Here is a 15,192-nt window from a genome sequence, read left to right as displayed (position 1 = left end):
CCGGAAGGATATTCCTTAAGGCCATCCCCTTTTTTTCATGGGGTATAATCCACTCCCTTTGTATATCGATTTGCTGCATTCCATAATAAATATTCATCAATCCCATTATCATTTAACGCTTTTATTTGGGCTTCCACTTCTTTCTTGCCATACCTTTGGTAATTCCCTTCTCCTAAATACGAAGCAGTAAAATCTTGAAGCCAAGGTCTTGAAGTTGGCGGGGTTTTTAATTCCTTCAGCTTCCCATTTTCCAATTTCGCATATTCCTTAACGAGATTATAGGGCTCCAAATCAGGCTTATCGATACCAAAATAAGATGTCCAATGACTTGGATAGATCATTGAGGAAATTACATCCACGTTCTCAGAGATTTTAGTGAAGTTCTGTCCAATTCCAGGGGCTTCAGGTAACGTAGCCGCATATCCAAAAATATCCACCGACACTTCCACACCATATGGCTCCAGTTGTTTCTTCGCATAACTTACGAAGTCCGTCACTGCCTGAACCCTTTTAGCTGTATGACTCACTTTCGCTTCATCATATTCACCGATATCATATTTCAAATCATTTTCTTTATTTTCGAATCCTTCGGGAAAACGGACATAGTCAAATTGAATTTCTTTAAAACCCATTTTTGCCGCTTCAATGGCAATACCGACATTATAATCCCAAACCTCTTTTAAGAATGGGTTAACGAAGGCTTCACCTCTACCATTCTTCCATACCTCTTCGCCATCTAAAAATGACAATTCAGGCTTCTCTTTAGCCAGAAGTGAGTCTTTAAAGACAACTACCCTTGCAATCGGATAAATCTGCTTATCCTCAAATTTTTTCAGCATTGCCTTAGGATTCTTTATGTAGTCTTTACCAATCCCGGCATATGGAGAATCGGGATTTTTGGTCTTATACGTTACGTTCCCCCAATCATCCTTAATATCAATGACCATCGCATTCAAATCGGTTTCATCTACATATTTAATAAGTTCATTCAATTTATTGCCACCCGCTGCAGGCCCTGTCACATATATTCCACGCACAGCATCCGGATAGGCGAATTTCAACCCCGAATCAAAAACAAAACGCGGTGCATTCACAGGCAGTTCTTTATTTTCTAATGCTACCTGCCTGGTTTCGTTCATGTCCTGTGCATGAACTGGCTGTTGAATCAGGAATATGCACATACCTGTCATCAACCATTTACTTCTTTGTTTCATTTCCTCCACCTCATTCGCCATCAGTCATCAATATTCAATAAATAAAAATAGACCCCTTTCTTTAATACCACAACCATTTAACTTTACTCCTATATATTATAAATAATTAAAAAAACTCTGCCATAAATAAACACACTTGGATGCAAACACGTTTCCAGCACGTATTCCCTTGTATGTATCTTTCCCTAAAATCACCTGCTCAAGGTGAAATATATAAAACGGTTTTATTTACCTTGTTGCTTTCATTGATCGATACAAACAGACGAAAAATCCGTTCCAGTGGCGTTATTGCCGTTTCGATTATACATTTAATATGAATAAATGCTAAAATACAGTTATAGTGGACAATTCGTATTCTCAGAATGGCATCGATACAGGACAAAACGGCCTTCCACGAGATTTAAATGAGCGTTCCCCTTTCAAGGCGCACATTTCTTTCAAAGAAAGTGGATTCATTTTCTATTTATCCTTACAATAATGAAGAGCGAATATCCATTGATCAATAAACGCATTTAGAGGAGTGACTAGCAGTTGAAAAGGATTTTCTCCGGCATACAGCCATCCGGTTCCGTTACTTTAGGAAATTACATCGGAGCCATGAAACAATTCGTTAACTTACAAAATGAATATGAATGTTTCTTTTGTATTGTTGACCAGCATGCAATTACAGTTCCACAAGATCGCCTTAAATTAAGGAAAAACATTAAAACATTGGCCGCTTTATATTTGGCCATTGGCCTCGATCCAGAAAAGAATACAATCTTCATTCAATCAGAGGTACCTGCGCATGCTCAGGCAGGCTGGATTTTACAGAGTATTTCCTATATTGGTGAACTTGAGCGAATGACACAATTTAAAGATAAATCAGCTGGCAAAGAGGGGGTTTCTGCAGCATTGCTTACATACCCGCCGCTGATGGCAGCCGATATTCTCCTTTATAGTACGGATGTAGTTCCTGTTGGGGAAGATCAAAGACAGCATCTTGAATTGACTCGCGATTTGGCTGAACGGTTCAATAGAAAGCACAATGATATTTTCAAAATCCCGGAAATCAGCCTCCCTACAGAAGGGGCACGTATCATGTCCCTACAAGAACCAACCAAGAAAATGAGCAAATCGGATCCTAACAAAAAGGCAACGATTGCCTTATTGGATGATCCGAAGCAAATCGAAAAAAATATCAAGAGCGCTGTTACCGATTCCGAAGGCATTGTCCGTTACGATAAGGAAAACAAAGCCGGTGTTTCCAACCTGATGTCCATATACTCCATCTTCAGTGGGAAAACCTATTCAGAAATTGAAGAGATGTATGAAGGTAAAGGTTATGGTGACTTTAAAAGTGATTTGGCTGAAGTGGTTCTTGGGGAAATCCTGCCAATCCAGGAACGCTATCATGAATTGATCGATTCACCAGAATTGGATGAAATTCTTGACCGCGGTGCAGAAAAAGCGAACATTGAAGCCAATAAGATGATTAGAAAAATGTATAATGGCATGGGACTTGGCAGAAAGAGATAAAAAAAGACGATCCTCATCGGATCGTCTTTTTTGTTCATAATATCGATGGGCTATCGCCAGCCTCCACTTGCCAAAGCTTTTCAAAAAAAGGCTGCCCCTTCACCAAGTTTTCACAAAGTTGAAGGTGCTTCTCTGACCAGCCTTCCTTCATTTCTTCATATAACTCAAGCCATGCTATCTGAAAATCCATTTCTTGAATGCTTTCATATTTTTCAGGAGCCCATTCTGTATACCAATAGCGGATTTCAGCAGTGTTTTTCGCCGTGAATAATTGGTCCATGGCCATGAATAGTAATTGCTTAAGCTGTCTTTCTTTTCTTGTCAACCCATTCATGAATAAGGGAGACGGCGATAAAATATGATATTCTTTCTCAGATGTAGGTTTTTCAGTAAAGGTGTAATCCATCTCATCATGGTTTTCTATCATGTCATAAACAATTTGTTCCTGCCGGGGAATTATTCTGCTTTTCCTAATCGGAATATGATAACCTATCGTATCAACAGCTAAAATTCCATTTCCATCAGTCACGATAAAACAATAGTCAAGCTGAATTCGTTCATGATTTTTCCTTGCATATGCTTTTTGATACACATCATTCAGCAATGGCTTAGGTAATTCTGACAAGTCGTTTTCTATGTAGTGGAACAATGTTGATGACACTTTCAACAAAGGAACTTGATCTAGTAGCTCGATCCCATCATCCTTCCTCCATTCATGAAAATGACAAATATTATAGCCGTTTTCTTCTCCTTCAAACCAGTTAACCCATACATCATGAAGATATAACATCATTCATCCCTCACTTAAACAAATTTCTGTTTGTCAATCAGTATAGGCAGGAACCATACAATTTATTCCTATTCCAGAAAACAGATTAAGAAAAAAAGAACGTATATAATTAGTTCTTTTTCGATAAGAATTCTTCAGATTGAATAATGAATGATTTTTTCACAGAGAGTTTTTCAGAATTTCTCACTAGGTAATAACCACTACAGTATCCAAGCATATGTGGGTATCCTTTCATTCCAAGCAGAAGGACATCATGAAGAGGATCTGTACGTTTTATTGTGTGCTTTTCTTGTAAATGCTTGCTCCAAAATTCTCGCAGTTTATCTTCCTGATATAATTTAGTCCATTTCGCTAAATATTTTGCTCCTAAATATTTACCCACCGTTCTTTCCGCCAGTCCTTCCATGATCATCGTATCAAGAAGAGTGAATTCTTTTTGATCCTTTTTCAAATGATGTAATCGGCAGACATGATGATATTCGTGGATCAATATGGCCTCCATTTCCTTTTCAGCTATACCCTTGTCGTAAAAAAGGAATAGTTTATCTTTAAATGCCAATCCTGACTTCGTTTCAACCATTTTATTCCACATCCCTGAAGACATGAGCGGAAAAATATATATGGGAACATCAGGCCCTCCCCACAGTTTCTTATAAGAAGTAAACAGGCTTTGTGTTTTTTCCCATGCATTATTTTCTTTTAAATGTTCCCATGTGAGTTTCGTTTTTTTATTTGGCGAATACATACCATGCTTCAATAAATGATGATAAATCATATTCGCATCAAGGGTATTGTTGAATGTACTTTTAAGTCTTTCCATCATCTGGACAGGGCGGTTGAAATCCTTTTTCATCCACTCATCAGTTAAAATAACTCCCATTTCTATACACCCCCGCTTCTTTAGACTATCGTATGATTTTAAAAAGGCGGTTGACACTTTTATATCCCTTGCATAACCTCTATAACACAAAAAGAGCAGATCCCAAGAGATCTGCTCTACCTTCAATTTAATTTATTGATATTTTTTGAAAAGAATAGTAGCGTTATGTCCACCGAATCCAAGTGAATTGCTGATGGCGGCATTAATTTCGCACTTCCTTGCTTTATTCGGAACATAGTCCAAATCACACTCAGGGTCTGGTGTTTCAATATTGATCGTTGGAGGCAATATGCTGTCCCTGATTGCCTGAATCGTGAATATTGCTTCGACCCCACCGGCTGCCCCTAACATATGGCCTGTCATGGACTTAGTTGAACTTAATGCTAGTTTATTAGCATGATCGCCAAAGACTTCTTTGACTGCCATTGTTTCATATTTGTCATTGTATGGCGTACTCGTTCCATGGGCATTCACATATTGGATGTCTTCCGGATTCAAACCTGCATCCTCAATAGCAATTTTCATCGCCCTTGCCCCGCCTTCCCCACCAGGTGCCGGAGCCGTTATATGGAAAGCATCTCCAGTTGATCCATACCCAGCTATTTCAGCATAAATCTTGGCCCCTCTATTCAATGCATGTTCCAGATCTTCCAGAACGATAATCCCTGCACCTTCCCCGATTACGAATCCATCACGATTCAGATCAAAAGGACGGCTAGCAGTTTGTGGATCAGGGTTGGTCGATAAAGCCGTATTTGCACAGAAGCCCGCAACCGACATTTTTGTGATTGGCGCTTCTGCTCCGCCTGTGATCATCACATCGGCGTCGCCCCGTTGAATGGCTTTAAACGCGTCACCAATTGAATTTGTTCCTGTTGCGCAGGCTGTTACCGTACATGAATTGATTCCTTTAGCACCCAGTAAGATAGACACCTGGCCAGCAGCCATGTCCGGAATCATCATTGGTACGAAAAATGGGCTCACCCGCTTATACCCTCTGTTTAAAAAGTTTTCATGCTGTGTCTCAAGTGTCTCCAACCCACCGATACCCGAACCGATCCAGACTCCGACACGTGCTGCATTTTCATCCGTTATTTCCAGCTTACTATCATTATATGCCATAACGGACGCAGCAATTGCATAATGGGTAAAACGGTCCATCTTACGCGCTTCTTTACGATTAATATATGTCTCTATATCAAACTCCTTGATTTCAGCAGCAACTTTAACAGGGAATTCTTCAGCATTCAAACGAGTTAAAGGACCTATTCCTGATTTCCCCTCGATTATATTCTTCCATCCAGTTTCTGCATCATTACCAACTGGTGATATTGCTCCAATACCTGTTACAACTACACGACGATTAGTCATTAGAAATGGCTCCTTCCTTTTTTTAAAGCTTTTATGTTTTGCTTCTTCTTTTTTTATTTACCCCATCTAAGAGCGATAGCGCCCCATGTAAGGCCACCACCAAAACCGACCATGATAATTAGGTCGTTGTCCTTGATTCTTCCTGCTTCCATTTCTTCCACAAGGGCCATTGGAATGGACGCTGAAGAAGTATTTCCATATTTATGAACCGTTTTTGTCATTTTTTCAATCGGGAGACCCAAGCGTTCCCTTGAGGATTCCATAATGCGTATGTTTGCTTGATGCGGTACAAGCAAATCCACATCTTCTTTTGTTAATCCAGCTTTATCCAACACACTTAGGCTGGATTCCCCCATCTGACGGACAGCAAATTTAAATACTTCACGTCCATTCATATGAATGAAATCTCCATCCTGTAATAAGTGCTTCCCACCAGTTCCATCTGCGCCTAATTCAAAGGCAAGGATCCCTTTGCCTTCCGAAACAGGTCCAAGTACAGCTGCACCCGCTCCGTCACCAAATAGTACAGCAGTATTGCGGTCTTCCCAATTGGTTACCTTCGAAAGTTTTTCAACACCGACAATCAATACATGCTTATATGCACCTGTCTTAATGAACTGCTGTGCAGTGATCATTGCATACATAAAACCAGCGCATGCAGCACTTACATCCATTGCAGCTGCACTTTTCGCTCCCAATTTCTCTTGAATCATACACGCGACAGAAGGAAACGACTGATCCGGTGTAACAGTAGCTACAAGAATTAAATCTATCTCTTCAGCCGAAATTTTTGCATTTGCCAATGCAGCTTTTGCGGCTTCATAAGCCATATCTGATGTTTCAATGTCATCATTGGCAATTCTTCTTTCCTCTATACCTGTCCTAGTCCGGATCCACTCGTCAGAGGTATCCATCATTTTCTCTAAATCCGCATTTGTAACGATTTTATCGGGTAAGTAGCGGCCAAGCCCTAGTATTCCAGCGTTCATTTTGCCATCCCCTTATATTTTAATGAGTTATTATAAGCATCTATTATTACCTGGTACTAATTTTATATAAAAAAACACCTCCTTGCAAGAGATAACAGTTTGAAAGGATAAAAGAATCCGTTACTGAAGTCGGACAAATGCCTATGACAAGGGATTTTAGGGACATACATTATAAATAAAAGGAGAAAAGGAGGAATTATTGTGGACATCTTCAATCACAACAACCGGAGTAACCAGGATGATCATTTTTCGAATTTGATGTTTGGCAGGAAAAGTGAACCCCAACAAGAGGAATCGAATGTTGATTACATGCAATTGATGGAGAGCGTTGAAACATTGATGGGCTTATACGGTCAATACAAACCGGCCATTGATAAAATTAATCTGAACCCATTGATCGCCAAGTTCTTGAAAAAAGAATAAAAAAATGCAGGCTGTCCTTTTATTTGGACAGCCTACGTTTAATTAACGCTGAGCATCTTGTTTCCCAAGCTCATAAGCTTCTTGCATTACGTTTTTAAAGAGCTCCATGAATGGCTCTGCCATCTCCATTGAGAATGGAATCCCGTTTGCTTCAAGCTTCGCTTTAGCCTCAGGGAAGTACTTCATGGCGATCCCCATAAATTCAAGAGTTTTATCTGAACTCATTTTGTGTTTCCCCCTATCATTTGAATATCAATATTATCATAATTCCAGATGTCCCTTTCGTAAAGGGCATAAATATAATATCATGAATATCATTTGATATTAATTTCGGTCCTTGAACATTATAGTACAAAACATATAAGTTAGAGGCAAATATACAGTTTTGACCTTCTTAAATAACGAAAGTACTCGATCACAAAAAAATTGTGATTCGAATGTTCTTTGTTCATAATTGCCCTCAAATTTGATTATCCGGATTATCCAGCCATTCCCTCTTCAATCACGCTTTCTCCACTTTTTAAGTAAGTTTAATCGTTTATTATGTTTTCTTTGTAAAGCAATGCCTTCTTCTGGATCTATTTTGCTAGGCACCTCAAATATTGATCCTTTATTGATTTTAGTTGTTGATTGGGAATTGAATGAACCCAAACTTTCACCAAATATTAACTTTGCACATTTATTCCAATGATCATCTATACTGCTGCACAATTGGATATCCCTATCGGAAGAGGAAGTAAGCACTTCTTCCAAAGCATTCACAAAATCAGTGATGAAGAGAGCATCCCCAGTATATTCGTTAGCAATCGCCGGTTTGATATCAGACTGACCAAGTTGATTGATCCCAGCTTCAAAGCTCATGCCTTCCGATTGCCAAGGCCCATAAATCGTGGGTAAAAATATGATTTTTGCAGAATCAATTCCACGAATCGAGCTTAATATGGATTGAAAAATACTGACCTCTTCTTCAATTGGCATGAAAACAACAAAATTTGGCGTTTCATTCGAGCCATTTTTTTTGCATTTTTCAATAAAGAAAACGATTTCGTCTATAAGAAAATCGATTTTACCCATCTTTCCGCTTTGAATATCGTAACAAGATATGAACACAGTGTCCTGCTTTGTAATATCCAATAATTTAAGTTTATTTATCGGAAAGTAAATATAATTTGAACTTCTACCTATTTCAAGTTCCTTTTCTTCCATAATATATTTACTTGCTTCGGAATCAGTCCAATCAATTCCGATTACTTCTTCCCCTTGGTTCAAAAAGTATTGAGCCACATAGAATCCCACAAATTGATAAGCACCTATTACAATGTACGTTTGCATAAATACAGCCCCCTCGTATGCCATCCAGCCCACTTCATCCGGCACGTCTAGTTTTTTTAGATGCTGTATCGTATGCAAACTATTGTAGAAATATATCCATTCTCATAAAGACTCTTCATTCTCATTGAAAAACTTCTGTATTTGATAGGGGATTTTATACCGTTTTTCCGGTAATAAATACGTCAGCTGCAAGTCTGCTTTTCTAGCCAGTTGGATTTGCCGATAAAGGGAGGCTTGCTCTTTCCGCATGCTTCCAAAAACCTGAATCACTTTCATGGGGATTTTCTCAGCAATCACTGGATCTTCAGTGTCCATAATATGCTGTTCACATTCTGGTGGATCGAGCTCGTATGCAGTAGCGACCTCGGACAGCCATTTTTTATAGAAGAACTTATTTTCCTTTTCCTTCTCCAGTTGTGCTTTCAAGGAAAAAACCGGATCAATCAATACAACTGAACGTATTTTATTTCCAAGTTCATTCATTAGCTTTAAGGCAAGGAGCGCTCCTGACCCCTCTGCCAATATATGAACCCTTTGATTGACTATTTCTTTTTTCATGAAGAGAATATATAGGTTAAGGGAAAGGTTCAATGCTTTTGGGCTTCCCCAGTTGGCTCCGTAAAAATTGGATGAAAATAGAGTGTATCCGTATTCCTTTAAATATTCCAATATCTCCAACCTGCCAGGATGCTGCAGCCAAAAGCTGCTGTCTTTTTCGACAAAATGACTACGGTCTCCAATTACCAATACGGAAAAACCACTGGGCCGCTCTGGATAATAGATGATATTCCATTGGTCATCAATTTGAAAAGTTCGTTGTTCCATCGGTCAAACTCCTTTAAGGAATATTACTACTACTATATTAATTTATGACGAAAAATAGAAAGGGTCAGTGGAAATACCTAACTTCTTATCCCAAATTAACCAAATGGTGATGATTTTGTTTTATATTGGGTCCTATGATTTTCCATTTGACGTTTGGTACCAACTGGACTGTGCCTGAAAAGTTCTCTTATGATTTAATGTATGAATTATTTAAAGGTTATTATTAAAAACACGTTTTAACTGTATATTAATTATGGTAAGATAAAAATGAATGTAGTGGAATGAGGTGAAATTCGATGCGTTATGCTTGGGCAATTTTTTGGACATTCTTATTAGTGCATATGACTGTATATGTTGTTTCTTCCATGATCGGAGTTTCATACGATGCTAAACAGGGAACGATTTTAGGATTAGCTGCTGCTATCCTGATTTGCATCATCCCTGCTATTTTGCCTGCTGGGCCAGCAAAAGACTCTCATCAACATTAAGAAGCAAAAGAGGACATCCATTGAGGATGTCCTTTTTGTTAACCGTACTTTGCTTACGGTTAAACTCCATTTCAAATTTTTTATATGAGGACCAATTCATCATCATCATAATCAATCGTTATTCCTTCTTCATTCAGTCCAACTGTGCCAGCTATGATTTTACGGGCGATCTTCGTTTCCAGATGCTTTTGGATGAATCGCTTCAACGGTCTGGCCCCATATACAGGATCATATCCCTGGTCCGCAATGAATTCCTTGGCCGCTTCAGTGACATTAAGGTTTATATTTTGTTCAGTTAACCTTACCTGTAATTGAAAAACCATTTTTTCTACGATTTCTACGATTTCTTGTTTAGTAAGCGGTTTGAATAAAACAATATCATCTACCCGATTCAAAAATTCCGGACGGAAATGCCCTCTTAATTCTTTAAAGACTTGATCTTTTATCTCTTCTTCAATTCCACCATCCACTCGGTTGGACTGCAACAAGAAATGGGAACCGATATTTGAAGTCATGATGATCACTGTATTTTTACAGTTTATGGTTCTACCTTGGGAGTCTGTTATCCTCCCGTCATCCAACATTTGCAGCAAAATATTGAAGACTTCCGGATGCGCCTTTTCAATTTCGTCCAATAATACGACCGAGTATGGGTTTCTCCTAACTGCCTCCGTTAGTTGGCCTCCTTCCTCAAATCCAACATATCCAGGAGGTGCACCAACAAGACGGGACACGGAATGTTTCTCCATATATTCCGACATATCGATACGAATCATATGTTCTTCACTATCGAATAACGTTTCTGCCAAAGCTTTTACGAGTTCTGTTTTACCCACACCCGTCGGCCCCAGGAAAATGAATGAACCAATCGGTCTGTTTGGATCTTTAATTCCCGCCCTTGCCCTTAATACAGCATCGGATACGAGTTCCACCGCTTCCCCTTGACCTATTACTCGTTCATGAAGGATCTCAGATAGTCGAAGCAGCTTTTCCCTTTCACTTTCCACCAGCTTGCTTACAGGAATCCCCGTCCACCTTGCAACGATCGAGGCAATTTCCTCCTCCGTCACTTCTTGGCGAAGCAACCGTGATTCCTGTTTTTCCTTTTCCAATTCATCTTCCATGGCATCCAACTCTTTTTGAAGCTGTGGAATCCTTCCGTGCCGAAGTTCCGCTGCTCGGTTAAGGTCATAGTCATTCTCTGCCTGTTCCAGTTCATGACGCAACTTCTCAAGTTCCTCACGTTGATCCTGCACTTTTTGAAGCGCCGACTTTTCCATTTGCCACTTGGCTTTCATGCCATTCGCTTGATCCTTGAGTTCTGAGAGTTCTTTTTGAAGCACTTCCAGTCTAGCTTTGCTTTGAGGGTCCTCCTCATTCTTCAAGGCCGCTTCTTCAATTTCAAGTTGCATGACCCTTCTCGTGATTTCATCCAACTCAGATGGCATTGAATCGATTTCCATTCTGATCATCGCACAGGCTTCATCCACAAGATCTATTGCTTTATCCGGCAGAAATCGCTCCGTTATATATCGGTTCGAAAGGACAGAGGCAGCCACGATCGCCCGATCATGAATCCTGACACCATGGTGAATTTCAAACCGTTCTTTTAGCCCACGCAAAATTGAAATCGTATCCTCCACATCTGGTTCCGGAACCAGAACTTGTTGGAAACGGCGTTCTAGAGCCGGATCTTTTTCAATATATTGTCGATATTCATCAAGGGTTGTTGCACCGATACAATGCAGCTCGCCACGCGCAAGCATCGGCTTTAACATATTCCCTGCATCAAGTGCGCCATCCGTTCTGCCAGCACCGACAATTGTATGCAGTTCATCGATGAATAAAAGAATTTTTCCATCACTCTTCTTAATTTCATTCAATACCGCTTTAAGACGTTCCTCAAATTCACCGCGGAATTTTGCCCCTGCGACAAGTGCACTCATATCTAGTGAAAAAACGGTTTTGTCCTTTAATCCTTCCGGGACATCCTTCCTGACGATCCTTTGCGCCAATCCTTCGACAATCGCTGTCTTACCAACACCAGGTTCTCCAATTAATACGGGGTTATTTTTTGTTTTACGTGATAGGATCCGGATGACGTTTCTGATTTCCGCATCACGACCGATGACTGGATCGACCTTCCCTGATTTAACTTCAGCAACAAGATCTCTGCCGTATTTTTTCAGTACTTCATATGTGCTTTCAGGATTTTGACTAGTCACCCGCTGATTCCCCCTTACATCTTGTATAATCCGTTTTGCTTTTTCGTAATCGATTCCATGTGATGAGAATAGTCTGTTTATATTCGTGTTATTGCCCTTCAAGGACGCCAGCAGCAAATGTTCCACAGATAAATATTCATCTTCCCACTTCTGCATTTCTTTTTCGGCAACCGTCAAAATTTTCTGTAAGGAGGATGACATGTAAACCTCAGAAACACTCCCACTCACTTCCGGTAATCGATCCAATTCTCTATTAAGCCCTATATCAAACTGATTCATCGGTTTATCAGATTCCGATAAAATCCTGATCAATAAACTTTCATCCTGTTCCATTAAGGCCTTTAATAAATGAAGCTCCGTCAGCTCTGGATTCCCTCTATCTTTGGCTAGTTCCTGGCCGCCAATGAATGCCTGTTGGGTTCTCTCCGTCATTTTATTCATATCCATCTTAAAACCTCCCATTCATCTATATCATGAACGAATTCACTCTTGGTTTGACCAACTTTGACCTTTATATTTTCATTATACTTCTAATTTCCCCTATGTAAAGGAAAGTTATAAAAAATGCAGGGAGGTATGGAGGATAAACGAAAAAAACCTTTCTTCATATAGAAGAAAGGCCAGACCCATTTGTAAAATGCATAAAATGCCTTAGCACAGTATTTAGATGAAACAAAACGGATTATGCTTTCACGGCCGTTTTATTGTAACCATGAAATTGATCGACGAATTGGAAATCCTTGTCCGTGCGACCTGTAAGAATCGTATCTCGGAGCAGAATGCCTGCATCGGTCGTATTGTGAATGATTTCCCCCCAAATTCTTGCGCTTGTTTGAACATTAGCCGTACGCGGAATGCGTTCCTCGTGATATTCCAAAAATGCCTGTTCAATGTCATTTCCATGCTGATGAAGCATATCCGACAAATAAGCTGCATCTTCTAACGCCTGGCAAGCCCCTTGTGCCAAGTATTGAAGCATCGGGTGTGCAGCATCGCCCGTAAGCGTAATTCTTCCTTTTGTCCAATTATCAATTGGTAATCGGTCATACATCGGCCAGCGGCGTTGTCGTTGAATAAATGAAATCGCATTCTGAACAAGCTCACAAGTTCCGGCAAATATACGGTCCATTTCTTCCGGGGTTCCCCATTGATCTGTTTTTTCGTTTTCTACCGTGTATTGAGAACTTTTGAACACGACTACTTGGTTGTATAGTTCCCCCCTTCTAACCGGGTACTGAACAAGATGAAGGTTTGGTCCAATCCACATATATACATCATCTAAATCTCCATGGCTCGTAACCTCTTCCATCGGGATCGCTCCTCTGTATGCAACATATTGCGAGCAGACCGGTTGATCTTCGACAAAAAGTTTCCGTGCTTTGGACCATAATCCATCAGCTCCGATGACAGCCGTTCCTGAATGTTGGGACCCATTGGCAGAAGTAACCGTCACTTCCCCTTCATTTTCCACTGTATCAATAATCGTTTGGTTCGTTACCAGTTCGATATACGGGTTATTTTCACAGGCTTCAGCCAGTACTTTATGCAAATCGGAACGATGCAAAACAACATACGGTGCTCCATATCTTTCCTTATAAACATCACCTAAATCCAAAGCGGAAAGCTCTTTGCCGGAAAAGGCATCCATCAGCACCAATCTTTTTGGAAATACTGCAATTTCATTGATTTTATCCATGACGCCTAAACGCTGTAAAACGTTGGTGGCATTTGCTGCAAGCTGAATCCCTGCACCAATTTCACCAAATTCGGGAGCTTGCTCCAAGACTTTTACATACTGTTTTGTTTCTGCGATTCCTAAAGCAGTTGCCAATCCGCCAATTCCCCCACCGATAACGATGAATGGTTTTTTTTCTGTGTTCATCATCAATTCCCCCTAAATTAGTTGCTTTTAGCCAAAGTTGCGAAACAATATATAAGTAAGCGTTTTCATTCGACTGGGATATATATTCATCAGGAACAAGATGAAAGCTGCAAACAGATTATTTTCAAACCAAAACCGGCCTGAATTCACTTTCAACCTTTTGGTAACCATTGTTTGCTTCAAATGCCTGTTGCTGTTCTAAATCGAATCTCTCCATTATCGGTAGGTCGTTTACCGAGAATAAGTAAGAATCCGCTTCTGCAATGTGCTCATGCCAAGCCCAATTCGGAACGACGAAATAATCTCCCTTGGACCAGTCAAAACGCACTCCATTAATGACCGTATAGCCTGAACCTTGGTGCACTTGATAGATTGTGGAATGGGTATGGCGATGTGCTTTGGTATGGAAACCTTTTGGAAGTTTCTGCATCCATGCCCCCATCGTCGGATTGGCCGTTTGTCCATTTGAAGGATTGATATATTCCACTGCAAAACCTTCATATGGATCTGGTTCAAAGTTCATTAATCCTTCTATCGCTGCTTTGGTTCCTTTCCACTTGTAGTTGGCAAGCGGTGCCACTTGTGAATAACGATCGGATACTGGACGAACCATCCCGCCTTGATAACGGAGCTCCGAAAAATTATCCGGCCGTTTAGGCGTTTCAATCCGGTCTGGGTATGGTTCAAAGAAAGTGCCGCCTATGGAATAGATAGTTGGAATATCAAGGGCGTCCATCCAAATCATCGGTTTTTCGCCAACATGACCATGACCATGACCATGCCATAGGTTTTTCGGCGTGATCAAGAAATCTCCTTCTTCCATGAAGATCCTTTCTCCCTGCACGATGCTGTAGGCACCTTTACCATTCGTAATGAAACGAAGAGCACTTTGAGAGTGACGGTGGGAAGGAGCCACTTCACCTGGCAACAACAGCTGAACCGCTGCGTAAAGTGTTTGTGTTGTCGAAGCCCATCCCCATGGCTGACGATAAGTTAAGCCAGGGTTTTGAAAATAAATGGCCCTGCGCTCCCCTCCTCGATCAGGTGTGAAGATTTCTGCTGCTTCCATCAACTTTTTTGTCAAAAGCTCTTCTTTCCATAAATAAGCATGGGCATGAGGTTTAGGTTCATGGTCCATCAGGGCGGGAATGGCTTCCCACAGAGGCCCAAGGTTATACTGCTGGATATCCTTTGTAAAATCTTTTACGATTGTACTGTTCATGTATTCCGATTTTTCAGCCATATTAATCCCTAC

14 protein-coding genes are annotated in these 15,192 nt (G+C 40.3%); 3 read left to right on the top strand and 11 right to left on the bottom strand.

Going from position 1 to position 15,192, the window contains the following annotated elements; genetic code table 11:
- Window positions 1–35: 35 nt before the first annotated feature.
- Complete coding sequence (locus ACFX4X_RS11345) at window positions 36–1,214, bottom strand: putative glycoside hydrolase (RefSeq protein ID WP_377383477.1); 1,179 nt, start codon at window positions 1,212–1,214, stop codon at window positions 36–38.
- 531 nt (window positions 1,215–1,745) lie between these two features.
- On the opposite strand from ACFX4X_RS11345, the gene trpS reads away from it, so the two are divergent.
- Window positions 1,746–2,732, top strand: a complete 987-nt coding sequence (gene trpS / locus ACFX4X_RS11340) for a tryptophan--tRNA ligase (protein ID WP_061462096.1) — start codon at window positions 1,746–1,748, stop codon at window positions 2,730–2,732.
- 34 nt (window positions 2,733–2,766) lie between these two features.
- On the opposite strand, the gene ACFX4X_RS11335 is transcribed toward trpS, so the two are convergent.
- From ACFX4X_RS11335 to ACFX4X_RS11320, 4 genes are all read right to left on the bottom strand, one after another.
- Window positions 2,767–3,522, bottom strand: coding sequence for a YjbA family protein (locus tag ACFX4X_RS11335; RefSeq protein ID WP_034314514.1), 756 nt, complete (start codon window positions 3,520–3,522; stop codon window positions 2,767–2,769).
- 109 nt (window positions 3,523–3,631) lie between these two features.
- Window positions 3,632–4,402 (bottom strand): DUF2268 domain-containing putative Zn-dependent protease, encoded by a 771-nt coding sequence (locus tag ACFX4X_RS11330; RefSeq protein WP_061462095.1) that lies wholly within the window; start codon window positions 4,400–4,402, stop codon window positions 3,632–3,634.
- Window positions 4,403–4,534: 132 nt separating this feature from the next.
- Window positions 4,535–5,773, bottom strand: a complete 1,239-nt coding sequence (fabF, locus tag ACFX4X_RS11325) for a beta-ketoacyl-ACP synthase II (RefSeq protein WP_061462094.1) — start codon at window positions 5,771–5,773, stop codon at window positions 4,535–4,537.
- A gap of 53 nt (window positions 5,774–5,826) precedes the next feature.
- Window positions 5,827–6,762: a beta-ketoacyl-ACP synthase III gene (locus ACFX4X_RS11320; protein ID WP_061462093.1), complete on the bottom strand. Its 936-nt coding sequence runs from the start codon at window positions 6,760–6,762 to the stop codon at window positions 5,827–5,829.
- Between the two features lie 201 nt (window positions 6,763–6,963).
- Here ACFX4X_RS11320 and ACFX4X_RS11315 point away from each other — a divergent pair, with 201 nt between their 5' ends.
- Window positions 6,964–7,185, top strand: a complete 222-nt coding sequence (locus tag ACFX4X_RS11315; RefSeq protein WP_089363674.1) for a hypothetical protein — start codon at window positions 6,964–6,966, stop codon at window positions 7,183–7,185.
- Between the two features lie 42 nt (window positions 7,186–7,227).
- Here ACFX4X_RS11315 and ACFX4X_RS11310 read toward each other — a convergent pair whose 3' ends face one another.
- The 3 genes from ACFX4X_RS11310 to ACFX4X_RS11300 form a co-directional block, all read right to left on the bottom strand.
- Entirely contained in the window at window positions 7,228–7,410 is a 183-nt protein-coding gene (locus ACFX4X_RS11310; RefSeq protein ID WP_061462091.1) for a ComZ family protein, read from the bottom strand.
- Window positions 7,411–7,683: 273 nt separating this feature from the next.
- A complete protein-coding gene (locus ACFX4X_RS11305) occupies window positions 7,684–8,517 on the bottom strand; it encodes a Rossmann-fold NAD(P)-binding domain-containing protein (RefSeq protein WP_377383474.1) in 834 nt (277 codons plus the stop codon).
- A 102-nt stretch (window positions 8,518–8,619) separates the two neighbouring features.
- Window positions 8,620–9,342, bottom strand: a complete 723-nt coding sequence (locus tag ACFX4X_RS11300; RefSeq protein ID WP_284471457.1) for a hydrolase — start codon at window positions 9,340–9,342, stop codon at window positions 8,620–8,622.
- A 296-nt stretch (window positions 9,343–9,638) separates the two neighbouring features.
- On the opposite strand from ACFX4X_RS11300, the gene ACFX4X_RS11295 reads away from it, so the two are divergent.
- Window positions 9,639–9,830 (top strand): YjzD family protein, encoded by a 192-nt coding sequence (locus ACFX4X_RS11295; protein WP_061462088.1) that lies wholly within the window; start codon window positions 9,639–9,641, stop codon window positions 9,828–9,830.
- An 80-nt stretch (window positions 9,831–9,910) separates the two neighbouring features.
- Here the strand turns inward: ACFX4X_RS11295 and clpB are convergent, their stop codons facing one another.
- The 3 genes from clpB to ACFX4X_RS11280 all read right to left on the bottom strand — a co-directional run bounded on the left by clpB (window position 9,911) and on the right by ACFX4X_RS11280 (window position 15,180).
- The gene (gene clpB / locus ACFX4X_RS11290) at window positions 9,911–12,502 is read right to left on the bottom strand and encodes an ATP-dependent chaperone ClpB (protein WP_061462087.1); all 2,592 of its coding nucleotides are present in this window, start codon (window positions 12,500–12,502) and stop codon (window positions 9,911–9,913) included.
- A gap of 235 nt (window positions 12,503–12,737) precedes the next feature.
- Window positions 12,738–13,937, bottom strand: coding sequence for an FAD-dependent monooxygenase (locus ACFX4X_RS11285; RefSeq protein WP_377383472.1), 1,200 nt, complete (start codon window positions 13,935–13,937; stop codon window positions 12,738–12,740).
- 124 nt (window positions 13,938–14,061) lie between these two features.
- Window positions 14,062–15,180, bottom strand: coding sequence for a cupin domain-containing protein (locus ACFX4X_RS11280; RefSeq protein ID WP_377383470.1), 1,119 nt, complete (start codon window positions 15,178–15,180; stop codon window positions 14,062–14,064).
- Window positions 15,181–15,192 lie beyond the last annotated feature (12 nt).

The sequence above is a fragment of the Peribacillus sp. YIM B13481 genome (assembly GCF_042787985.1).
Taxonomy (GTDB): Bacteria; Bacillota; Bacilli; order Bacillales; family DSM-1321; genus Peribacillus; species Peribacillus simplex_A.
Note: the sequence above shows the minus strand (reverse complement) of the source record. Positions and strands in the feature narration are given on the sequence as shown.